Raw genomic sequence first — 23,013 nt, forward strand, 5'->3', positions numbered from 1 at the left:
CAGGCCCGGCCCGAGAGCTCCGAGACGCGCTGCCTCACCAACGACTGGTACCAGCGCTCGACCGTGGCGCTGCCGATACGGTGTGTGACCGTCAGTTTACGCTGGCTAACGCCACCCTCATGCGCTTCAAATACCTCCAGCCGATACGCCTCGGTGGCCCGCAGGCGCGGGCGTATGCCGGCAAACCGATGTCGAAAGTAGCGATTGCAAGCGGTGCAGTGATACTTGGGCACACTCAGGTGCAGCACCATCAACTGGTTGCCTTGGCGCGTGTGCTTGAGCGTACGTTGGTGCGTAGCTTTAATACGCACCACCGCATGCGCACAGTACACGCACGCGGGGCGCTTGGCGGGCCTGGCCCAGACGTGAATGTCTCGGCGCCGCTCCACGCGATCAATGACTAAATCTCTGAGTCCTAAGATAAAATCGACTGGGGACATCGGCATTCGCTCCATTAAGCTCGTTCTTCGCAAAAACAAGTTTAATGAATGCCGCTTGTCCCCCGTTTATGATGGAGAGCCGGAACCCTTCGGTGATCCCATTGGATTTGGAGAACCGCCACATCCGTACAATGGATTCCAGCCGCGATCTGAGCACCTCGGCCAGGCGTTTGACCGGGCCGTTGGCGAACTGTTCAACCAACACCAGAAACCGCTGGAGTAGCTAGCTGCGTGGCTTGCTTGGCCTTGACTGTCTTCAACAGCAAGAAACTTATCAACCGCTGCTTGGCATAGCATAAGACCTTGAGCACCGTGACCGGTTCCAAGTGCTGAGCCAGGCGCTCCTGCTGCTGACTGGTTAAGTTCCATTGGTGCCGACGCATCAGGCTAAGCAGCCCACTGTGCTTTCTGCCGACCGGATCGTGCTGTTGCCACAGCTTCAGGAAATGCCGGTTGACCCTCATCCCATGTCATGGTTTTTTCCGGCCTCTCACACAAGAAAGATACTCGGCCGTTTACAGCAGCCGGCTGCCGATTTCTCGGCTGAGATCGCACACCATCTCCTGGCAACTGTGACGTTAATAATAAAGTGACCAAAAGTATTGCTTAAAGCCGTCAACTTTTCGTTGAATATCAAGTTCGTCGGAGGTGAATCAGTCCGATATCAAACGTCAATAAAGCAGATCGAGGCCAAGTAAGCGATGGGCCAAGAAAAATCTTCTTAGACTTTTTTTATATAAAAACGCCATAAATAATATATTGGACCAACGATTTCTCTGAACCTAAACTGGCTCTCTTACCCATCAACGCGGCGGGAGGAGGCAACAATATGGTTCAAGATGTCATTCTTGAAACATCCGGGATGACTAAGGAATTCCGAGGTTTCACGGCAGTAGACAGGGTAAACCTGCGGGTGCGACGGGGCACGATCCATGCGCTTATCGGGCCGAACGGGGCAGGCAAGACGACCTGCTTCAATCTGCTGACTAAGTTCCTGGAGCCCACCAGCGGCACGATTCGCTTTAACGGACAGGACATCACCCGTGAGAAGCCGGCACAGATCGCGCGCCGCGGGGTAGTCCGTTCATTCCAGATTTCGGCGGTGTTTCCGCACCTGACGGTCCTCGAGAACGTGCGCGTCGCGCTGCAGCGCCGGCTTGGCACGTCCTTTCACTTCTGGCGTTCTCAAAAGTCACTCGATGTGCTCAACGAACGGGCGACGGAGTTACTCGGCTATGTTGGTCTTGCGGAGTTCGCCGACCTGTTGGCCGTCGAGATGCCCTACGGGCGCAAGCGCGCACTCGAAATCGCGACGACACTCGCGCTGGAGCCCGAACTGATGCTGCTCGACGAGCCCACCCAAGGCATGGGCAGTGAGGACGTCGACCGCGTAATGCACCTCATCAAGAAGGTGTCCGCGAACCGCACAATCCTGATGGTTGAGCACAATATGAAGGTGGTGTCGGACATCTCCGATGCCATCACCGTGCTCGCGCGCGGCAGCGTGCTCGCCGAGGGCAACTACGCCGAGGTGTCGGCGAACCCCGAAGTCATCGAGGCCTACATGGGCAGCGCGGACACAGACCTGGCGTCGGGAGCTCATTGAGATGGTCCGTGCAACCGAACTCTTACGGGTCACCGACCTTCACGCCTTCTACGGCGAATCGCACATTCTGCACGGCCTCGATTTTGTAGTGAACCAGGGCGAATGCGTAACGCTGTTGGGCCGCAACGGGGCGGGCCGCACCACAACGCTGCGCGCGATTCTGGGGCTCACAGGGCGGCGCGCCGGCTCGATCATGATCAACGGCTACGAGGCGATCAATCTTGCGCCGCACCGCATCGCGCGCCTGGGGGTCGGCTTCTGCCCCGAGGAGCGCGGCATCTATTCGAGTCTGTCATGCGAGGAGAACCTACTGCTTCTGCCGCAGTTGGGCAGCGGCGGCATGAGCCCAGACGAGATATATGAGATGTTCCCGAATCTCTACGAACGCCGCCATAGCCAGGGCACGCGCCTGTCCGGCGGCGAGCAGCAGATGTTGGCAATGGCGCGCATCCTGCGCACCGGCGCCCGCCTGCTACTGCTCGATGAAATCTCGGAGGGGCTTGCGCCAGTGATCGTGCAGCGCCTCGGCCAGATCATCCGCCAGTTGAAGGAAAAGGGCTTCACGATCCTGCTGGTCGAGCAGAACTTCCGCTTTGCAGCGCCGCTCGCCGACCGTATGTACATCGTTGAGCACGGCCGGATCGTCGCCGAAATCCATCAACACGAAATACATCAAAAAAAAGAACTGCTCCAGGAATACCTGGGAGTCTAGAGGCAGTACGGAGAAGAGATGACAGAAATTTTCGGGGTGCCCGTTCCTGCACTCATGGGCCAGCTCATGCTGGGCTTAGTCAATGGATCATTCTACGCCATCCTCAGCCTGGGGCTGGCGGTCATTTTCGGCATGCTCAACATCATCAACTTCGCCCATGGAGCCCAGTTCATGATGGGAGCCTTCTTCGCGTGGATGGGTCTGAACTACCTGGGCATAGGCTACTGGTGGTCGCTGCTGCTTGCGCCGCTCGCGGTCGGCGTCTTTGGCATCGTGATCGAGCGCGGGCTGCTGCGTTGGCTGTACAAACTCGATCACCTGTACGGCCTGTTGTTGACCTTCGGTCTTGCCCTGATTATCGAGGGACTGTTTCGCTACCGCTTCGGCGTGTCCGGCCAGCCCTATGCAATCCCGGAGCAGCTCGGTGGGGCGATGAACCTGGGCTTCATGTACCTGCCTCTGTATCGCGGCTGGGTAATCATCGCCTCGCTCTCGGTCTGCCTCTTAACGTGGTTCATGATTGAGAAGACCCGGCTTGGCGCCAATCTGCGCGCAGCGACCGAAAACTCGACACTGACCCAGGCCTTCGGCATCAACGTGCCATTAATGGTGATGCTGACCTATGGCTTCGGCGTCGCGCTGGCGGGCTTTGCCGGCGTGCTCGCAGCGCCGGTGTTGCAGCTGAGTCCACTGATGGGCTCGCACGTGATCATCGTCGTGTTCGCGGTCGTCGTGATCGGTGGCATGGGCTCAATCCTCGGCGCGATCGTCACCGGCCTAGGCCTAGGGGTGATCGAGGGACTGTCCAAGGTCTTCTATCCGCAAATCTCATCGACCATCGTGTTCATCATCATGGCCATCGTGCTGCTGTTCCGCCCGACTGGTCTCTTTGGCAAGGAGAAGTGAGATGTCGATGAACAAAAGTGTTCTCGGCTACTGTGCCCTGCTCGCATTTGGCCTGGCGGCCCCGGCGATTGTGTATCCGGTGCTGCTGATGAAGGTGCTGTGCTTCGCGCTGTTCGCTTGCGCGTTCAACCTCCTGCTCGGCTACGCGGGGCTACTGTCTTTCGGCCACGCAGTGTTCTTCGGTGCCGCGGGCTATGTCGCCGGCCACACAATCAAGATGTGGGGCTTCCCGCCCGAGTTCGGGGTGCTCGCGGCCACAGCGGCCTCGGCACTGCTCGGCTTGCTGTTCGGCAGCCTGGCGATTCGGCGCTCGGGCATCTACTTCGCGATGATCACGCTCGCTCTGGCGCAGATGATGTACTTCGTCTTCCTGCAGGCGCCCTTCACAGGCGGCGAGGACGGTTTGCAGGGCATCCCCCGCGGTCAGTTGCTGGGCCTGATCGATCTGTCGGACGACTTCGCTCTGTACTACGTCGTGTTGGCGGTGTTTGCCTTCGCCTTCTGGCTGATCCACCGCACGATCCATTCACCGTTCGGCCAGATCCTCAAGGCGACCCGCGAGAACGAGGCGCGGGTGATCTCGCTCGGCTACGACATCGACCGCTACAAGCTGGTGGCCTTCGTGCTGTCGGCTGGCCTTTCCGGCCTAGCTGGAGCGCTGAAGGCCATCGTGTTCCGCTTCGCGACGCTGGCCGACGCTTTCTGGCAGACCTCGGGCGAGGTCGTGCTGATGACGCTGCTGGGCGGCATGGGGACCGTCGTCGGCCCGGTCATCGGTGCGGCGACTATCGTCACGCTGCAAAACACACTCGCCGACAAGGTCGGTCCGCTGCTCACCGTGATCATGGGAGCCATCTTCGTCGTCTGCGTGCTCCTCTTTCGCCGCGGCGTCGCAGGGGAATGCACGCGCCTGTATCGCACCATAGCCGGCAATCGGTCTCGCGAATCGGGCCTAACCGGGCGGCGTTCGCAAACGCAAAGCGCAATAGACATGAAGGCCGGGAAAGGCGAGTCCTGCGCCAAGGCTCAAGGAGCCGAACGGCTGGACCTATAGGTTGTTCATGAACGGGGAACCGAAGAAGCAAGCTGAATTGGCTGCATGGTGTTTGACCATTACATCAATATCAAAGGAGAGAAACATGACAAAGCTGAATACCGGACTACGCGCGATTTGCGCACTAATGCTGCTTACCGCCACTACGGCACACGCCGAGATCACGGACAATGTCGTCAAAATCGGCGTATTGAACGACCAGTCGGGCCTATATGCCGGGCTTTCCGGCCCGGGCTCGGTATGGGCGGCGCATCAGGCAGTGAAGGACTTCGAGCCCGAGAAGCATGGCCTGAAGGTCGAGATTCTCGCCGCCGACCACCAGAACAAGCCAGACGTCGGATCGAGTGTGGCACGGCGATGGTTCGACGTCGACAAGGTAGACGTGATCGTCGATGTGCCGACCTCGTCGGTGATCCTCGCGGTCAATGAAGTTGTCAAGGAGAAGAACAAGGTGATGCTGGTGTCTGGCGGCGGAACATCGGACCTAACCGGCAAGGCGTGCACCCCAAATGCGGTCCACTGGACCTACGACACCTGGGCGGTCGCGAACGGCACGGCCAAGGCGGTCGTCAAGAATGGCGGCGATTCCTGGTTCTTCCTGACCGCCGACTATGCATTCGGCCACGCACTTGAGCGCGATGCGGCGGCAGTGGTCACGAAGAGCGGCGGCAAGGTGCTGGGAAGGGTGCGTCATCCCTTCCCCGGCACCGACTTCTCGTCTTACCTGCTGCAGGCGCAGACCTCGAAGGCTAAGGTCATCGGCCTAGCGAACGCCGGCGGCGACACGATCACCGCAGTGAAGCAGGCGGCGGAGTTCGGCATCACGGCGGGCGGGCAGAAGCTCGCTGGTCTGCTGGTGTTCATGAGCGACGTCCAGGCGCTCGGCCTCGCCGCCGCGCAGGGCCTCACGCTGACCGAAGCGTGGTACTGGGACATGAACGACCCCAGCCGGGAGTTCGGCCGTGCTTTCGCCGCGGCTAACGGCGGCAAGTTCCCGACGATGGCGCAGGCCGGCGTGTACTCGGCGATCACGCACTACCTGAAGGCCGTCGCCGCACTGAAGGCCGACGGCGACGGCGCTAAGGTCGTCACGCAGATGAAGGCGATGCCCACCGACGACAAGCTGTTTGGCCAGGGCACGATCCGGGCGGATGGCCGCAAGATTCACCCGCTGTATCTCTTTGAGGTCAAGAAGCCGTCCGAATCGAAGGGACCTGGCGACTTTTATAAGGTGCTCGCGACGATCCCGGCCGACGAGGCCTTCCGCCCCATGAGCGAAGGCGGCTGCGCGCTGGTGGCCGGAGCAAAGTAAGCGGAGCGGCGGAGTGCCGCGTCCCTCTGCTCACAGACTTCGCCCCCCTGGCTAGTCCTGTCCGTGCGATTCGCCCAAATCGCACGCGGGATTAGCCATTCTTTTTGTTCGCATTTCCCATTTCTAAGGCCGCAATAACGTCCTTTGCAGTTTCCACGAAGGCGCGGATCAGCGGGGATGTGTTTCTGCTACGCCAGCCAAGCATAACTTCGACCGGCAGCGATCTGCTGCGCAGCGGTTTATAGACGACATGGTCGAGGTGGATGCGCTGCACCGACGACGGCACGAAGGCGAAGCCAATACCGGAGCTTACGAGACCGAGGCACGTGTATACCTGACCTACCTCCAGTGCAACGCGCGGCGTGAAGCCGGCGGCTGCGCACATGCGCAGAATCATATCGTGAAAGTCGGGCGCGAGGTGGGGCGTGTACATCACAAAGCGCTCCGCGGCGCAGTCGCTTAGCGCAAGGCTGTCTTTGGCAGCGAAGGGGTGGCTCGCCGGTATGGCGATGACGAAGGGCTCGGTCACGAGCCCTTCGGTCGTGATGTCTTCGAAGTCGCCCACCGGACGCATGAAGGAGATATCGATTTCGCCGCGGCGCAACGCGTCGGCCTGGCCAATCACCGGGAACCACCGCACGTCCACTTCGACATCCCGGAAGCGCTCCCGATAGGAGCGGAAGATCGGCGGGAGCAGCGTGTAAGACGTGTGTTCGAAGAAGCCAACCGACAGGCGCCCGATCTCGCCGCGCTCGGCACGCCGCGTCTGCACCGCTGCGACCTCGGTCGCGCGCATGATCTGCCTGGCATGCTCGAGGAATACCTGGCCTGCACCCGACAGTTCGACACGGCGTTTCGTGCGATGCAGCAGCACGACCCCCAATTCTTCCTCTAGCTGGCGAATCTGCTGGCTCAGCGGCGGCTGGGCGATGTGCAGACGGTCGGCGGCGCGCGTGAAGTTCAGTTCCTCGGCGACAGCAATGAAATAGCGCAGGTGGCGCAGGTCCATACTTAGACTCATAAAGTATTAATCAATAATGAATTATATATTGGACGTTCATTTGTGGAAAACCTAGGATGGCATCACGCGGCGCCGAAGGGCCTTCAGGGTACTGGCGTGGCGGGCTGAATCGGCCGGTGCAATCTGTTGCTCCGGTCGGTCTCGATCGACTAGCGCCGCGCTAGCCGCGGCCGATCCGGGCGACGTGGCGCAGCCGGCTATCATGAAGGAGCGAAAGGTGAACAAGACAATACTGGACCAGGCTATAGGCCACATGCTCGCGCGCATCGACGCGACGCTGGCGCAGCCTGGACGGGGCTTTCCGCATTACGCGAATATCGAGGATGGCGTGTGGACGCGCTCACCGGCGGGTGACTGGACGGGCGGCTTCTGGGTAGGCCTGCTGTGGCTCGCGGCGCTGCGCACGGGCGAAGCGCGCTATCGGGAGGCGGCACGTGATTGGGCGCAGCGATTGCGTCCGCGCGTCGCGTCGAAGTCAGTGTTCAAGGGCTTCCTGTTCTGGTACGGCGCGGAGTTGGGCAACCAGCTCTTCGGTGATGAGGTCGCGCGCGATTTGTCGCGTGCCGGAACGCAGGCGCTGATGCAAATGTACAACCCGACCGCGCGCCTGATTCCGCTCGGTACCGAGGCCGAGGAGGCGTCCGACGTCGGCGCGAACGAGGCGAACATCGACGCGCTGCCCGGCACCGTCGCGCTGTTGTTCGCACACGACGCCGAGCTCAACTCGGGCGAGATCGCGCTCAACCACCTGCGCCAGCATATCGCGCTATGCGTGCGCGAAGATGGCTCGGTATGCCAGTCGGCGAGTTTCGATCCGGCCGACGGTAGCCTCGTGCGCCGTTACACGCACAAAGGCATCCACGAGAACAGTACTTGGGGCCGCGCGCAGGCCTGGGCCATGGTTGCCCTGGCACAGGCGCTGTACGCCGGCAAGACCGAGTTTGGCGACGTCGCGGTACTCGTCGCCAACTGGTGGCTCGACCATCTGCCAGCCGACGGCGTCGCGTTCTGGGACTTTGACGACCCCGCGATCCCGAACACGAGCCGCGACACCTCGGCGACGGCGATCGCCGCCGCGGCGCTGTTGAAGCTCGCGAAGATGTCGCCCGAGCACGCAGCGCGCTACCAGACAGCCGCCGAAGCCTCGATTGAGGCGCTCGTGACGCGTCACCTAACCCCGGTGTCTGCCGACGACCGGCGCCCGCCGGGCATCCTGACCGAAGGCTGCTTCAACAAGAAGCTCGGCGTAGCAACAGCGAACGAGCTGATCTGGGGTGACTACTTCCTCTTCGAATCCCTGCTCGCGTTGGCCGATACAGTGACGACCGAGCACATCTGACCCACACCGACAATCAAAAGGAGACCATGTCATGGCCGAATCTCTCAAATTTACGAAGCCGCATCAAGGACCTGTGTCGAGCCTGATCGGCACCGAGACCAGCTACACGCGTACCGTCAGCGAATATGACATCTATGCGTTCGCGGGCATCAGCGGCGACAACCACCCAAACCATGTCGACGAGGAATACTGCAAGCGCGTCGGCCTCGGCGCCCGCGTCGCGCAGGGCGCGATATTTGTCGGCTACATCGCCGGCGCAGTGACCAAGTATCTCGGTCTGATCGAGCGGCCCGCCGTGTCCTATGGATACGACCACGTGCGCTTCACGAAGTCGGTGTTCATCGGAGACACACTGACAATCCATTACCGCATCGCGCGCGCCGACGACGAAAAGAAACGGCTGTGGGCGGACGCGACACTGACCAACCAGCGCGGCGAAATCGTGTGCGTGGGCACCCACATTATTCACTTCCAAGAATGAGCGGATCGGGAGAGCACGACGTGAACAAGATATGCACAGCGGCCGAAGCGGTCGCCGATATCCGCTCAGGGCAGGCGATCGGCAGCGTCGGTGTAATCGGCTGGCTGACGCCTGACGCGCTGCTCCTGGCGCTTGCACGGCGCTTTCGGGAAACCGCGGGGCCGCGCGATCTGACCTTCTTCTTCCCGGTCAGCGTCGGCGATGCAATGGGCATCCGCGGCATGGATCACGTCGCGATAGAGGGGTTGATGAAGCGCGTCGTTTCGGGCAACTTCATCAACACCGTCGATCCCGCGACAGGCAAGCGGCCGGAGATGATGCGCCTGATTCGCGAGAACAAGATCGAGGCCTATTGCTGGCCAATCGGCGCGACAATGCACTGGCTGCGCGAGGTTGCGCGTCGCAGCCCGGGTTACCTCACACGCATCGGCATCGGCTCCTATATCGATCCACGCCAGCAAGGCGGCAAATATACGCTGCGCGCCGAGAAGGATCTCGTGCGGCTGATGGAGATCGACGGCGAGGAACACTTGTTCTATCCGAGCTGGCCGCTCAATGTTGGCTTCCTGCGTGCGACCAGCGCCGATGAGTACGGAAATCTGAGCTTTGAGGACGAACCGATCACGTCCTCTGCACTGGCAATGGCGCTTGCGGTAAAGGCTTCAGGCGGCACCGTGATTGCGCAGGTTCGCAAGATCGTACCGCGCCAGGCGCGCCTAGTGCACAGCGTGCGCTTGCCTGGCGAGCTCGTCGACCGGATCGTCGTCGAGCCGACGCCGATGATGACGACTGATGTGTGCTACGACGACGCCTATCTCGGCGGCCAGGTCTTCCCCGGCCATGGCGCCGACCGCCTGCCGCCGGGAGCTGACAAGATCATCGCGCGGCGCACGGCGCGCGAGATCCGCCCCGGCGTGCCGACGATATTCGGCTTCGGCGCGTCGTCTAACGTGCCAGCGGTGATGATGGAAGATGGCGCCTTCGACGGCAAGGGCCTGCTCGATTACCGCTTTACAACCGAACATGGTCCTTTTGGCGGCATCGTGATGAGCGGCTGGCAGTTCTCGGCAAACAAGTATCCCGAGGCGCTCATCGACGGGCCCGCGCAGTTCGACTTCATCAATGGCGGCAACTGCAAGATTGCGGCACTCGCGTTCGCCCAGTTCGACGCGGCCGGCAATGTCAATGTGAGCCGCTTCGGCGCCGCGAATCCCGGCCCCGGCGGTTTCATCGACATCGCCTACAACGCCGAGACACTGCTTTTCACCGGCACCTTCACCGCCGGTGGGCTAGAGGTCAATGCCGAGGACGGTCGGCTCGCGATAGTGCGCGAAGGCGAGGTGCGCAAGTTTGTCGAACAGGTGCAGGAGATCACCTACCCCGTGCGCGTAAACGTCGCCACACGCAGACAGAACGCGAAGCTCATCACCGAGCGTGCGGTATTCGATATCGAGCCCGAGGGCCTTGTGCTGACCGAGATCGCACCGGGCATCGACCTTCAGACCCAAGTCCTCGCACTGATGGATTACCCGCCGATACGCATCGCCGCCCCCCTGCCCCTCATGGACGCAGCGCTGTTCCGGCCCTGACCTCCCAAAAAACGCATGCGACAGAGAAATACAAACACATGACAACGATCAACTACCTGACCACGATCCAATTCGATTTCGGCGCAGTGAAGCTTCTGCCGGCGGAGCTCGAGCGGCTCGGCATACGGCGCCCGCTGCTAGTCACCGACAAGGGCGTGCGCGCCGCGGGCCTGCTCGCGCGCGTCATCGAGACGCTGGGCGCGAGCCCGGTCCCAATCTACGACGAAACGCCGTCGAATCCGACTGAGGCTGCGGTCCTAGCCGCGACCGAAGTCTATCGCGAAGGCGATTGCGACGGCCTCGTCGCGCTTGGCGGAGGCTCCGCGATCGACCTCGGCAAGGCCGTCGCGCTGCTCGCGACGCATCCCGCACCGCTGCAGCAATACGCGGCGGTAGAGGGCGGTGCGATGCGCATCACCGAGAAGGTCGCGCCGCTCATCGCGATTCCGACCACCGCCGGCACCGGCAGCGAAGTCGGGCGCGGTAGCGTCATCGTGCTGAACTCAGGGCGCAAGCTAGGCCTCTTGAGCCCGCACCTGCTGCCCGAGGTCGCGATCTGCGACCCGGAGTTGACGCTGGGCCTGCCGCCGATGCTGACCGCCGCGACCGGCATGGACGCGCTCGCGCACTGCATCGAGACTTTTATTGCCTCCGCGGTCAATCCAACCGCCGACGCAATTGCGCTTGACGGCTTACGCCGCGGTATCGGACACATCGAGCGTGCTACGCGCGACGGCCAGGATCGCGAAGCGCGCTGGAACATGATGATCGCGGCCTTCCATGGCGCGCTGGCGTTTCAGAAGGGACTTGGCGCAGTGCATGCGCTGTCGCACCCACTTGGTGCTGTGCCGGGCATTTCGCTGCACCACGGCACGCTCAACGCAGTGCTGCTGCCGGCGGTGCTGCGATTCAACCGCCCGGCGATCGGTGCTAAGCACGAGCAACTCGCCGAAGCCATGGGGCTTGGGCCCAGCGCCGATCCGGCCGAGGCGATTGCTGCTCTGAGCATCCGCCTCAGCCTTCCTTCCGGCCTCCATGCGATGGGTGTTCCACGCGATGTGCTTCCGGGAATCGCCCAAGCCGCGACGAAGGACCATTGCCACGGAACCAATCCCCGCACCGCGACCGCCGAGGACTATCTGCGCATGCTTGAAGACTCATTCTGAGGTCTGAACATGACGAGCGATGACATGAATCCCAACTCCGTTAACAGCAATTGGGTCGGCTCCACGAGGACGTTGATCGACGTGAACCCCTCCGATCTTGACGACGTTGCCGGCCGCTATGCAGAGGCGAGCACCGAGCAGGCGGCCTACGCGCGAGTTCTACACACGGTCAAGACCGCCTCGTGCTCGCCTAACCTGCAAGGAAATCCATCATGAAATGTTTGATTAATGAACAACACGAACTAATCCGCGAGTCAGTGCGGCGCTTCGCCGAGAATGAAGTCGCTCCGATCTCCGAGAAACTGTGGGAAGAACAGGGCTTCGCCTATGATATCTGGAAACAGGCAGGCGAACTCGGCTTCTTAGGCCTACCTTATCCCGAACAATATGGCGGCGGGGGCGGTGACTGGCTGGGCTTCACGATTGTGCTCGAAGAGCTCGCTCGCGTCGATGCCGCAGTCGCCTCGTCGGTGATGGCAAACTCAACACCAGCGAGCTTGATCAACAACTTCGGCACTGCAGCACAGAAGGAGCAGTATTTACGGCCCATCTTGGAAGGCAGCCAGGTTGGCTGTATCGGCCTCACCGAACCGAATGCAGGTTCGGACGCAGCCAACATTCAAACTCGTGCAGTGCTGCGCGACGGACACTGGATCATTAACGGCTCGAAGACCTTCATCACGAATTCCGGCACCGACATTACCGGCCCGGTCGTGATCGCCGCTTTGAGTGGAACTCGGTCGGACGGACGCAAGGAGATCTCGAACTTCATCCTGCCGGTCGGCACGCCCGGATTTTCTCTCGGCAATAAGCTGAAGAAGATAGGCTGGAGAGGTTCGACGACCTACGAACTGTTCTTCGAGGACTGCCGGCTTCCGGCCAACAATCTCCTGGGCGAGCAGGGCGCGGGCCTGAAGCAGACGCTCTCCAACATTAGCACCGGCCGCATTCTGATCGGGGCGCTGGGTCTCGGCATCTTGCAGGGATCGGTGGAGCGCTCAGTCGCATACATGAAGGAGCGCACCGCGTTCGGCAAGCGCCTCGAGGAGTTCCAGGCGCTGCAGTTCAAGGTTGCCGACATGGCCACACACGCGCATGCGGCACGGCTGATGCTCTACGACGCAGCCGTGCGCAGGGACACCGCGCAACCGTGCGACGTGCAGGCGTCAATGGCCAAACTCTTCGCGACGGAGCGCGCTATGGAGGCGGCGCATCAAGCGGTCCAGATCCACGGAGGAAATGGGATCATGGCCGAGTACCCGGTGTCGCGCGCTTTCGGCGATGCGAAGGTGTTGGAGATTGTTGAAGGCACCTCCGAGATCCAGCGCCTGATCATCTCCCGAGACGTGCTGCGTTAGATAATGCGCATCGGTCGGTCCCTGCCTAGGGACCGACCGTGATTCTTATGAGGTTTGTGAAATTGGCTCGCAACAATCCCTACGAAGTCGATCTCGGCCGCCAAGCGGCAAATCATGTGCCGCTAAGCCCGCTTTCCTTTCTCAAGCGCAGCGTCGCCGTCTATCCCGAACGCATCGCGGTGATCCACGGCGGGCGGCGCTATACGTGGGCGCAGTTCAACGCACGGGCCTGCCGGCTCGCGTCGGCGCTGAAGACGCGGGGCGTCGGTCGTGGCGACACCGTCGCGGTGATTGCGGCGAACACGCCGGAGATGATCGAAGCGCATTTCGGTGTGCCGATGGCGGGTTCGGTCCTGTGCACGATTAACACGCGACTCGATGCCCAGGCGATCGCGTTTATCCTCAGGCATTGCGAGGCGCGGGTGCTGATCATCGACACCGAGTATTCGGCGACCGTCGCCGACGCACTCGAACTGCTCGGCGAGCCCCTCCTGGTAATTGATATCGACGACGCCCAAGGCCCGGGCGGCGAACGCCTCGGCGAGCACGATTACGAGGCTTTCATCGCCTCGGGGTCACCAGACTTCGAAGGCGAGGACCCCGTCGATGAATGGCAGGCGATCGCCCTCAACTACACATCGGGCACGACCGGTAACCCGAAGGGCGTCGTGTACCACCACCGAGGCGCATATCTAGCAGCGCTCTCCAACATGATCGACTGGGAGATGCCGCACCATTCGGTGTTTCTGTGGACGCTGCCTATGTTCCATTGCAACGGTTGGTGCTTTGCCTGGACGCTTGCGGCGAACGCCGGCACCCACGTCTGCCTGCGCCGCTTCGAGCCGCGTCAGGTCCTGGCCATGATCCGAGAGCACCGCATCACGCATTACTGCGGCGCGCCGGTGGTGCATGCGATGCTCGCGGACGCTCCGTCGGCGTGGAAGGCGGGCATTGCGCATCGTGTGCATGGGCTCATCGGCGGCGCGCCGCCGCCTGTTCCGGTGATCGAGGCGATGCAGCGCATGGGCTTCGAGATCACGCAGATTTACGGGCTCACCGAGGTCTACGGCCCGGCTGCGGTATGCGCCGAACCGCCCGAGTGGCGCTCGCTCGACATTGCGGCGCTCGCAGTGAAGAAGAGCCGGCAGGGCGTGCGCTACACCGCGCAGGAAAGCATGGCAGTGCTCGATCCGGATACCCTCGCGCCGGTGCCGCGCGACGGCCACACGATCGGCGAGGTCATGTTCCGTGGCAACATGACCATGAAAGGCTACCTGAAGAATCCGCAGGCGACCGCCGAGGCCTTTGCGGGCGGCTGGTTCCGTTCGGGCGATCTTGCCGTCGTGCATCCAGACGGCTATACGCAGATCAAGGACCGCGCCAAGGACGTGATCATCTCGGGCGGTGAGAATATCAATTCTGTCGAGGTCGAGGAGGTCCTGTACAGCCACTCTGCCGTGCGCGCAGCCGCAGTCGTCGCGAAGCCGCATCCTAAGTGGGGCGAGACGCCCTGTGCCTTCGTCGAATTGACTCCCGGCACCGCGATCGGGGAAGCTGAACTAATTGCACACTGTCGCGCGAATCTGGCGCATTACAAAGTGCCAACGCTAATCGTGATCGGCGAACTGCAAAAAACCGCCACAGGCAAGATTCAGAAATTCATGCTGCGCGAACGCGCAAGGCAGCTCGAGATCGAGGTCAAGTCAGAGAGGGGTGCGACTCTTGATAAGGGAGTTAAACAGTAAAGGTCCCAGATTTTCAATGGTTTAGGGCTGCGGCACCGGTAGCATTTCGCACTTGTAATGCGAAGGTCAGGAGTTCGACTCTTCTAACCGGCACCAGAAAATTCCAGCACTTACGCCAACCCGCAAGGGTTGGCGTAAGTGCTTTTGGACTCTTGGACCTTTACTCCAGCTTCAGACCGGTCTCTTTCACAAACTGCACCCACCGCTCGTATTGTTGTGCCGCATATTTTTCAACGGTAGGGCCATCGGTCGCCATGACGTCGAAACCCAGGTCGGTCAGTTGTTTTTTGACGCCCGGATCATTCAGCGCTTTTTGAAACGCATCCGTCAATCTGTTCGCGACGTCGTCGGGCGTTTCAACGGGCGCGAAGACGCCGATCCAGGAATAAGCCTCGAAACCCGGGAAACCCGATTCCGCCACGGTCGGCGTATTGGGCAAGTCGGGCAGGCGGTTCTCGCCAGTGACCGCCAAAGGCTTCACAGTGCCGGCTGCGATGTGCGACTTGAGCGCGGCATAGCTAAGAAACGTCACGTTGCTGATATTGCTTAGCAACGACTGGATTGCCGGCCCACCGCCAGCGTACGGGACGTGGAGCAAACTCTCGATTCCCGCCCTGCGCTTGAAGTCCTCGGGCGCCAGGTGATTCAACGAACCCGCGCCGGTAGAGGCATAACTGTACTTCTGCGGATCTTTCTTGACCGCGGCTATGAATTCCTTCAGGTTATCGCCAGGGGTGGTCTTGGAAGCCACGACCACAAGCGGAAAACGAAGTGCGAACGTAATCCCCCTAAAGTCCTTGAAAGTATCGTAGGGCAATTCTTTCTTGATGACCGGATTGATGGAGTGGTTGTCAAAACTGATCAACAACGTGCTGCCATCGGGTCGTGAACGTGCAACATGCTGAGTCGCTACCTGGCTCGCCGCGCCGGGCCGGTTGTCGACAATAACCGTTCGGCCCAGAATCTCGGCCAGCTTCGGTTGAATGATGCGTGAAGCGATATCGGTACTGCCGCCAGGCGGAAAAGGAAGCACCAAGCGTAGCGGACTATCGTCTGCCGCGGACGCGGCGCCGCCCATGGTCAAAGCAACCATGCTCATGGCGCACACCACGCTCAATGCGGAGAGCCACTTATTATGGAGTTTGCGCACTATGTTCCCCTTATATCGAATTGTTGCTTAAAGTTTATTTAATAAGCCGATAGGACTTAATAAATATTTTTCATAAGCAAATGCGTCCCTCTAACGCATCAAAAGGGTGAGAAGCTTCTACGGCGGGGGCATCTGCGCGAATCGAGGCGGCCGCACATGGGTTTCGAAAGCGCGGACCTGGCCATCGTGTCGCCGCAGGGCAACACTATCTATGATGGCCAGCGTGGCCTCGAGACTTTGCCGTACTTCCAAAACCACATTATCCAACGTGATCTCGAACGTGCCCAGTCCGGATTCGGACAACGGTGCGTCGGTCAATTGAGCCAGAATTTGCGCTGTCTGGCCGGCATGAGCAGAACACAGCACGATCCTGGCTAGCGCCGCGGCGCCATTCGCGTGCCGCGTCGATTCCGGGTTCCAGACCAGTTCAGGTGTCAGATGCTGGCAAAAATATAGTCGAAATCCCTCAATCGGCTGTTCGGCAAAGCGGACGGTCTCGAATCGGGCGGTATGGGCCTGCCCTCTCACATTGATGGGCCGCTCGAGACTGACGACCGGATTCATCCTGAAACCCAGCGCCTGGAGCCGTCGATGCGTTGCATGCGCGTCCGGCGTCCGGAACACAAGCGCTTCCGGCCCCATTGGAGAATCGGCAATTTCCTTCCGGGCAGGCGCCTGCCCGGAAGGCCAGCCGAGCAACTCGATGTAAGCGCTATCGAGCGTTATCAGGCGATTCATCGAGCCAAGATTGTGCGCTGATAATTCAGTCAGCGTATAGCCGTCCGCCTCAAAGGCGGGCGCTTGCTCCACCAGCCGATCGCGCAACATCAAAACCAAATGATCGAAGGACAGCGGGCTGTTCATCGGCGCTCCCGTTGGCGACATTCGAGTCCGCCGGCATGCGCGATGCCCCTTGCAGGCGAAACTGGAAGGCTGCATGCACGGACAAACCAAAATTTTCTTGTGGACATCACTCTTGGACCTTGTGCCCGAGGCGGGACGCCCGGCCGGTGCGAGGGTGGGCGCTCAGCGCTTCGGAAAAAACCTGTAGACCGGGAAAGTGTATGCGAAATTATTAAAAGAGCCACCATAACGGTGGCTCTTTTTGTTGGAAAGGGACGCTTCAACAGCGTGGTGCGTCCCGCCGGGCCCTCTTCTTCACGGAGAAGGCCTGAATACATGCGCCGGTTCCGATTCCGGAGAAAGCTGCGTACTCTGGCGGCGGAGAAGCTCCCGTTGCCGATTGAATGCCCGCTGCAGGAACGGCAAATCCTCTTCGGGAACGGCAATTCCTAATCGCTCCAGCTTGGCTTGAACGCCCTCGTCTTGAATCTTCAAAGCCATGACCTTTCTCCCGGCTCTTTTCGAATCTTCACTTTAGTTCAGTTGAAGGTTCGCATCCTTGACCAATTTACCGTAGCGCTGCAGCTCGTTGGCAAGGTGTTTGCCATGCGCCTCGGGGCTGCGTTGTTCGGCGGGGAACAGATAAGTGCCCATGGAGTCCAGCCGCTTCTGGACTTCGGCATCGCCCAGCGCAACCTGCAGGGCCGCATTCAGCTTTTCAATGATAGGCGCAGGTGTTCCCTTGGGAGCATAAACGCCATGCCATACGGCGATATCCACCTCGGAAATACCCAGCTCACGCGTGGTCGGGATGTCGGGGAAGTTCTCGTGGCGCTGCGGCGAGGTGGTGGCGTATGCCTTGATCTTGCCACCGTTTAGATGTGGAAACGCGTTGGTGGTTTGATCGCAAAGCAGGTCGACGTGGCCGGCCATGACATCCTGCAGCGCCAGGTTGGTGCTCTTGTATGGCACCAGGGTAGGCGTGGCGCCAAGCGCCTGCGACAGCATGATGGCGCACAGGTGAGAGCCGGTGCCTACGCCCGCATTGGACATCGTGACCTTATCGCCTTCCTTCTTAAGCGTGGCGAGCAGCTCCTTGGCGTCCTTGGCGGGATAGTTCACGTTCGCGGCTATGACATACGGACCGGTGTTCACCAGGCCGATCGGTTCGAAGGCCGTCGCCGTGTCATAGGACAGGTTCTTGTAAAGCGAAGCCGACAGCGCGATGGTCGTATGGATCATTATCGTGTAGCCGTCGGGTTTCGCGCGGGCCGCGCGAGCCGCCGCAATGGTGCCGCTGGCTCCCGGTATGTTTTCCATCACCACGGTCTGCTTCAGATTCTCGGCCATTTTGCCGCCGATCAAACGGGCGACGGTATCTGTGGCGCTCCCGGCGGGGAACGGCACGATCATGTTGATCGGACGGTCGGGATAATTCTGTGCATGCGCGGCGCTGACGGCAAGCGCCGAGATGGAAAGCGCGCAGACGCCTTTCAGGATGGTGTGCAAATAATGTTTCATGGTGTCAGTCCTCGTTGAGTGAGCGAAACGTAAGTGGGCTGCTAAAACGCCTGGATGTTGTTTCAACCATGCCTCTGAGTTGAAAGCGGCTGCTGTGCCTTGAACCAGTCGCAGATCTGGTCGCCGTTCCAGAAGGCGACGCCTTCGCGCTTCGCGAAGAGGTCCAGCATTTCTTCGAAATATCGAATTCGGTGAGCGGCGCCCGAGACATAAGGATGAACGCCGAAAGCCATGATGCGGACGGATTCCTCGCTCTCGGCATACAGGCGCTCGAAAGCATCGGTAGCCCTGCGCAGCAAGGCATCGGACTCGTGCTGGCCGCTCACCATGACGGTGATGTCGTTGATTTCAACGGTATAAGGAACCGAGACCAAGGGCTTGGTCTGGGTCTTTACCCACAGCGGCTGATCATCCAGGATCCAGTCTCCAAACCAGTCGCAGCCGGCGGCCGTGATATGTTCCAGGGTATCGAACTTCTGGGTTCGTCCCGGTCCAAGCCAGCCGCGCGGGCGGTGCCCAAGAAATTTTTCCAGCATGTCGAGCGACTGTTCGATCATGGCTGCCTGATCTTCGACCTTGTGTATCGACATCTGCACGTAGCAATGCGCCATGAATTCCCAGCCCGCGTCGCGCGCGGCCTCTGCCACCTCGGGACTGGTTTCACAAACCTTGGCGTTGATCGACATCGTGGGCCGTATCCCCCTTTTTTGGAAAGCTTCCAGCAAACGCCAGAAGCCGACGCGCATGCCGTACTCGTGCCAGGTCCAGTTAGGCATGTCGGGAACATCGGAAGAGATGCCGCCAGGCGGTGGGGACGCGTGGCGCGGCATGGGCCGTTCGATCTCCCATTCCTCGATATTGACCACCGGCCAAATGATCAACCGCGTGCCGTCATCGGTTTTCAGCGGCGGCCTGCGGAACGGAGAACTGTATTCAATACGTTGGCGTGGGTGCATGGGCATCTCTCTCATTTGGAATAGCGACCTTGTTCGTGGTCGGTGAATCTGCTGGGTATGTATCCGCTCGGCTCATTCGGCCCGTGGCGAGGCGTCCAGATCGGGACGGCGCAGATGCCAGTCGGTAGCGGCTTCATACGCTTGTGCGATGCGATAAACCATTGCTTCGCCGAAACTCTTGCCCAATACCTGCAGGCCCATGGGCAAGCCGTTTTCCGAGAACCCCATCGGCACCGAGATAGCGGGCGTTCCCGTAAGGTTGAACGGTGTTCGGGCTTGTTTATCGTAGGTCCTGTCCACCTCGGCTTCGTCATCGATCGGGCAGGGCAATTCCAGGCTGGATACGCATACGGCCCCGTCGACGTTCGCCATGGCGGCCGTGTACTCCCGGACAAGTACGGTGCGCAATTGCTGGGCGTGGATATAGTCGCCGGCGCTCAGGAATGCGCCTGGCAGCAAGCGCGTCCGGCCGCGCTTGCTGTAATCGCCGATACGCGTGCGTAGCCAAGGCTCATGGATGGCAAATGCCTCGGCCTGAAGAATCAGGCGGCCGCAGTCCACATAATCGTCCAGCGGGGGAAGGCGCAAGGGAACCAGTTCCGCCCCCAGCTGTTCCAGAATCCGGCAAGCTTGTCTAAAGGCAGCCAGGATTTCTCCATTGGCTTTTATGCAAAATTCATCGATGATGCCGATCCGCAATCCTTTGACGCCATCGCCCAGCGATGCGCGCAATTGCGGCGCGGGATGATCGACGCTGGAAGGATCGGCGAGGTCGCGGCCCAACAGGGCTTGCAGCACCAGGGCGTTATCTTGCACGTTCCGGGACAGGACGCCGACATGGTCCAGCGAAAAGGCCAAGGGAAATGCGCCGGCCCGGCTTATGGCGCCATAGGTGGGCTTCATTCCGGCTATGCCGCAGGCCGTGGCGGGATTTCGTACCGATCCGCCGGTGTCCGTCCCGATGGCCACCGGCACAAAGCCGGCGGCAACCGATACACCGGAACCGCTGGATGATCCGCCAGGGTGGTGGCTGCGCTTCCATGGATTGCGCGCGGGCGGCCACGGCAAATCGAAGGACGGCCCACCCGTCGCAAATTCGTGCAGAGCGGTCTTTCCTATGAGGATCGCCCCCGCATCGCGCAACTTCTTCACAATGCATGCATCGGCGCTTGCGATGTGATCCATGCGCAGCCTGGAGTGTGCGGAAGTACGCTGTCCGGCCACATCGAAAATATCCTTCAATGCCACAGGCACGCCGTGCAGGGGACCACGCCAATTCCCCTTTGCAATCTCGCTTTCGGCCTCGCGCGCGGCACGCAACGCGCCATCATCGTCGGTACTGATAAAGGCATTCAAGCCAGGATCGTATCGGTGGATGCGCCTCAGGCAGGAGGCGACATACTCGACTGGGGACAGTTCTTGTGTACGCAGCAACGCCGCTGCGCAAGCGAGCGAAAGATCGGCGGGGTCACCCATGGCAAGACTCTACGAAAGTGGCGGACTGAATTCATACTATTCCAAATAGGAATTAAATGTCAATTAATATTCCAATTTAAAACCGTCGGCAACGCGACAGCCCACAACCCGCGGATGCCCGGCCAGGAAGCGCGAGTTGGATTTCCCTCACGCGCAGGCCAGCCCCGCCCACGGGGCGGCACATAGCGTTCAAGGGTATAAAGCGTCGACGAGCGTCGAGCTTATAGGCGGCGTCCCCGCATCGGCGCGGTGGAGGCCGGCGCGGCACGGCCCAGGTCCTGGAGCCGTGCAATCAACATGGTGGCGGGCTGGGAAAGCGGCAGCGCCCGGCTGCGAACCACGCCGATCATTTCGGAAGGCAGGAAGGCGGCAAGGCTGACGATGCCCATCCGGACCCAGGACCCCATACCCGCCGAGCCTCGCAGCCCCACCCCCAATCCCAGTCCCAGTTCCACGTAACGCTCGAGCAGTTCGATACTGTCCAGTTCGACGGCAATGTCGTAGGAGATATGGAGCCGGCGAAATTCGCTTTCGAGCAAGGCGCGGGTCTGCGTCTGGAATCGCGGAAGGATGAGCGGATAGGCGGCGACTTCCTTCAAGGACTCCGGGGGCCGCGAGACAAGGGGATGATCGCGCGGCGTGATGAGAATGCGTTCGGACGGATACAGCGGCGTGAAGTCGAAGTGCCGTGACGCACCCGGATCGGGGGCCACGGCAAAGTCGGCGCCGCCGGTCTGCACCAGCTCGAAGACCTCTTCTTTCGTGCCGGACAGGACACGGATCCTGGCGGTGGGAATGGCGCTGCGCAGGTCTTTGACCGCCTCGGGCAACACCTGCCCTATGAAGCCGTGGGGCACGGCAACGGTAACCGGCGTGGGCATGGCCAGTGGCGAACGATGGTCCAGGGCGGCAAGGCCTTCCACAAACGGTTCGGCCATCCGGTACAGATTGCTGCCGGCCGCCGTGAGTTTCAGAGGCCGCGATCCGCGCTCCAGCAAGGGCCGACCAATTTCGGCCTCGAGCCGCTGGATGTGCTTGGAGACGGCGGGTTGCCCCAGGACCAGGGCTTTGGAAGCCTTCGAAAAGCTGCCAAGCTTTACCACCATGCAAAAACTCTTGAGTTCCTTTATGTCCAAAACGGGGCTCCAACACCGATTGCGTGCTGGCTCCCGAAGATTCGGTCCTTGGTTGTCCAACGCACGTCTATACTAAACGAGCCAATCTAACAGAAAATCTTGTCTTGTTGAAAGAGATTTCCTGGCATGCGGGCATCGCCCCTTTCGGTAGCGCTGTAAACCGGATTCAATCCATTTTTTGCCTCGCCCATGAAATACGACATCCAGACACTCAAGGCCTTTGTCACCGTCTCGCAGGAAGGATCCATTGCCAAGGCGGCCGAGAAAGAGCACACCGTGGCGTCCGCCATCAGCAAGCGGATATCAGAGCTGGAAAAATCGATAGGCGCCGACCTCTTTTATCGCCACCGGCGCGGCGTGAAGCTGACGCAGGCGGGGATGGAGTTGCTGCAGCATGCCGGCCGGGTACTGGCGGATCTGGCGGCCATGGATAGCGCCATGAGCAATTATTCCAACGGCGTCAAAGGCCAGGTCAGGCTGGTGGCCAATACGTCGACCATCGTACAGTTCTTGCCTCAGGATCTGTCCGACTTCCTGAAGATTCATCCCACCGTCAAGATCGATCTGGAAGAGCAGACCAGTGAAACCGTACACAAGCTGGTGGCGGGCGGCGAGGCGGATCTGGGCATTCTTGTGCCCCAGCGGCCGCTGGACGGGTTGGATACCTGCCTTTATCGGACGGATGAACTCATGCTCATCATGCCGCCGGGCCATCCATTGGCACGCAAAGACAGCGTGCGCTTTTCAGAAACCCTGGAATACGATCATGTGGCGCTGCCGCGCGGGTCTTCATTGTGCGAAACGCTGGTCGCTTCCGCCAAAGAATCGGAAATGCCGCTGCGCTTGCGCATACAGGCCACCAGTTTCGATGGCCTGCGCCGTATGGTCGCGCAAAATCTCGGCATCGGGATATTGCCAAAAGGCAGCGTGGATCCGTTTCTGGACACCGAAGGGCTGGTGGCGCGCCCCCTGGCCGAGCCCTGGGCCCGCCGCCGCCTGACACTGATCAGCAAGCCGGTTGACTCCCTTCCCTTGCTGGCCCGCCTGCTGCGCGAGCACTTGGCCGGAGCCAGCCATCGCGGAAAACCCTAAGCAGGCCCCTCCAGGCCGGCCCCGAAAAGCCTGTCCCCCAGCGGAGGCCGCCGTAAGACATCGCCATCAGAGATGGCTGGCTTGATGAAGTATCGCTTCACAGGAGAGCC

22 protein-coding genes and 1 pseudogene are annotated in these 23,013 nt (G+C 60.7%); 13 read left to right on the forward strand and 10 right to left on the reverse strand.

Annotated features, from left to right (window positions below):
* Positions 1-311 (reverse strand): annotated as a pseudogene (locus V0R37_RS03240) (hypothetical protein); the annotation flags it as partial.
* 323 nt (positions 312-634) lie between these two features.
* A complete protein-coding gene (locus V0R37_RS03245) occupies positions 635-904 on the reverse strand; it encodes a hypothetical protein (protein WP_420373136.1) in 270 nt (89 codons plus the stop codon).
* Positions 905-1,269: 365 nt separating this feature from the next.
* On the opposite strand from V0R37_RS03245, the gene V0R37_RS03250 reads away from it, so the two are divergent.
* The 5 genes from V0R37_RS03250 to V0R37_RS03270 all read left to right on the forward strand — a co-directional run bounded on the left by V0R37_RS03250 (position 1,270) and on the right by V0R37_RS03270 (position 6,030).
* The gene (locus V0R37_RS03250; protein WP_420373137.1) at positions 1,270-2,046 is read left to right on the forward strand and encodes an ABC transporter ATP-binding protein; all 777 of its coding nucleotides are present in this window, start codon (positions 1,270-1,272) and stop codon (positions 2,044-2,046) included.
* Position 2,047: 1 nt separating this feature from the next.
* Positions 2,048-2,758: an ABC transporter ATP-binding protein gene (locus tag V0R37_RS03255; protein WP_420373138.1), complete on the forward strand. Its 711-nt coding sequence runs from the start codon at positions 2,048-2,050 to the stop codon at positions 2,756-2,758.
* A gap of 18 nt (positions 2,759-2,776) precedes the next feature.
* The gene (locus tag V0R37_RS03260) at positions 2,777-3,664 is read left to right on the forward strand and encodes a branched-chain amino acid ABC transporter permease (RefSeq protein ID WP_420373139.1); all 888 of its coding nucleotides are present in this window, start codon (positions 2,777-2,779) and stop codon (positions 3,662-3,664) included.
* A 7-nt stretch (positions 3,665-3,671) separates the two neighbouring features.
* On the forward strand, positions 3,672-4,718 hold the full coding sequence (locus V0R37_RS03265; RefSeq protein ID WP_420373626.1) for a branched-chain amino acid ABC transporter permease: 1,047 nt from the start codon (positions 3,672-3,674) through the stop codon (positions 4,716-4,718).
* 85 nt (positions 4,719-4,803) lie between these two features.
* A complete protein-coding gene (locus V0R37_RS03270; protein WP_420373140.1) occupies positions 4,804-6,030 on the forward strand; it encodes an ABC transporter substrate-binding protein in 1,227 nt (408 codons plus the stop codon).
* Between the two features lie 91 nt (positions 6,031-6,121).
* Here the strand turns inward: V0R37_RS03270 and V0R37_RS03275 are convergent, their stop codons facing one another.
* Positions 6,122-7,039 carry a LysR family transcriptional regulator gene (locus V0R37_RS03275; RefSeq protein WP_420373141.1) on the reverse strand — a complete coding sequence of 306 codons (918 nt, stop codon included), beginning with the start codon at positions 7,037-7,039 and terminating at the stop codon, positions 6,122-6,124.
* 229 nt (positions 7,040-7,268) lie between these two features.
* On the opposite strand from V0R37_RS03275, the gene V0R37_RS03280 reads away from it, so the two are divergent.
* The 7 genes from V0R37_RS03280 to V0R37_RS03310 all read left to right on the forward strand — a co-directional run bounded on the left by V0R37_RS03280 (position 7,269) and on the right by V0R37_RS03310 (position 14,729).
* The gene (locus V0R37_RS03280) at positions 7,269-8,390 is read left to right on the forward strand and encodes a glycosyl hydrolase (RefSeq protein WP_420373142.1); all 1,122 of its coding nucleotides are present in this window, start codon (positions 7,269-7,271) and stop codon (positions 8,388-8,390) included.
* A gap of 31 nt (positions 8,391-8,421) precedes the next feature.
* Entirely contained in the window at positions 8,422-8,871 is a 450-nt protein-coding gene (locus V0R37_RS03285) for a MaoC family dehydratase (protein WP_420373143.1), read from the forward strand.
* Positions 8,872-8,891: 20 nt separating this feature from the next.
* On the forward strand, positions 8,892-10,460 hold the full coding sequence (locus V0R37_RS03290) for an acyl CoA:acetate/3-ketoacid CoA transferase (protein WP_420373144.1): 1,569 nt from the start codon (positions 8,892-8,894) through the stop codon (positions 10,458-10,460).
* Positions 10,461-10,498: 38 nt separating this feature from the next.
* The gene (locus V0R37_RS03295; protein ID WP_420373145.1) at positions 10,499-11,626 is read left to right on the forward strand and encodes an iron-containing alcohol dehydrogenase; all 1,128 of its coding nucleotides are present in this window, start codon (positions 10,499-10,501) and stop codon (positions 11,624-11,626) included.
* Positions 11,627-11,650: 24 nt separating this feature from the next.
* Positions 11,651-11,842, forward strand: coding sequence for a hypothetical protein (locus tag V0R37_RS03300; RefSeq protein WP_420373146.1), 192 nt, complete (start codon positions 11,651-11,653; stop codon positions 11,840-11,842).
* On the forward strand, positions 11,839-12,984 hold the full coding sequence (locus V0R37_RS03305; protein ID WP_420373147.1) for an acyl-CoA dehydrogenase family protein: 1,146 nt from the start codon (positions 11,839-11,841) through the stop codon (positions 12,982-12,984). Before V0R37_RS03300 ends, V0R37_RS03305 begins: the two co-directional genes overlap by 4 nt.
* Positions 12,985-13,046: 62 nt before the next feature.
* Entirely contained in the window at positions 13,047-14,729 is a 1,683-nt protein-coding gene (locus V0R37_RS03310; protein ID WP_420373627.1) for an acyl-CoA synthetase, read from the forward strand.
* Between the two features lie 160 nt (positions 14,730-14,889).
* On the opposite strand, the gene V0R37_RS03315 is transcribed toward V0R37_RS03310, so the two are convergent.
* The 7 genes from V0R37_RS03315 to V0R37_RS03345 all read right to left on the reverse strand — a co-directional run bounded on the left by V0R37_RS03315 (position 14,890) and on the right by V0R37_RS03345 (position 21,871).
* Positions 14,890-15,828 (reverse strand): Bug family tripartite tricarboxylate transporter substrate binding protein, encoded by a 939-nt coding sequence (locus V0R37_RS03315; protein ID WP_420373148.1) that lies wholly within the window; start codon positions 15,826-15,828, stop codon positions 14,890-14,892.
* Between the two features lie 168 nt (positions 15,829-15,996).
* Complete coding sequence (locus tag V0R37_RS03320) at positions 15,997-16,743, reverse strand: VOC family protein (protein ID WP_420373149.1); 747 nt, start codon at positions 16,741-16,743, stop codon at positions 15,997-15,999.
* Between the two features lie 294 nt (positions 16,744-17,037).
* Positions 17,038-17,223, reverse strand: a complete 186-nt coding sequence (locus V0R37_RS03325; protein WP_420373150.1) for a hypothetical protein — start codon at positions 17,221-17,223, stop codon at positions 17,038-17,040.
* Between the two features lie 33 nt (positions 17,224-17,256).
* A complete protein-coding gene (locus tag V0R37_RS03330; protein ID WP_420373151.1) occupies positions 17,257-18,243 on the reverse strand; it encodes a Bug family tripartite tricarboxylate transporter substrate binding protein in 987 nt (328 codons plus the stop codon).
* A gap of 62 nt (positions 18,244-18,305) precedes the next feature.
* Positions 18,306-19,199, reverse strand: a complete 894-nt coding sequence (locus tag V0R37_RS03335) for a polysaccharide deacetylase family protein (protein WP_420373152.1) — start codon at positions 19,197-19,199, stop codon at positions 18,306-18,308.
* A 72-nt stretch (positions 19,200-19,271) separates the two neighbouring features.
* The gene (locus tag V0R37_RS03340; protein ID WP_420373153.1) at positions 19,272-20,675 is read right to left on the reverse strand and encodes an amidase; all 1,404 of its coding nucleotides are present in this window, start codon (positions 20,673-20,675) and stop codon (positions 19,272-19,274) included.
* Between the two features lie 221 nt (positions 20,676-20,896).
* Positions 20,897-21,871: a LysR family transcriptional regulator gene (locus V0R37_RS03345; protein ID WP_420373154.1), complete on the reverse strand. Its 975-nt coding sequence runs from the start codon at positions 21,869-21,871 to the stop codon at positions 20,897-20,899.
* Between the two features lie 129 nt (positions 21,872-22,000).
* Between V0R37_RS03345 and V0R37_RS03350 the strand changes: the two genes are divergently transcribed.
* Positions 22,001-22,903, forward strand: coding sequence for a LysR family transcriptional regulator (locus V0R37_RS03350; protein WP_420373155.1), 903 nt, complete (start codon positions 22,001-22,003; stop codon positions 22,901-22,903).
* Positions 22,904-23,013: the final 110 nt, after the last annotated feature.

This window comes from Pollutimonas rozaliensis (assembly GCF_048751585.1).
Classification (GTDB): domain Bacteria; phylum Pseudomonadota; class Gammaproteobacteria; order Burkholderiales; family Burkholderiaceae_B.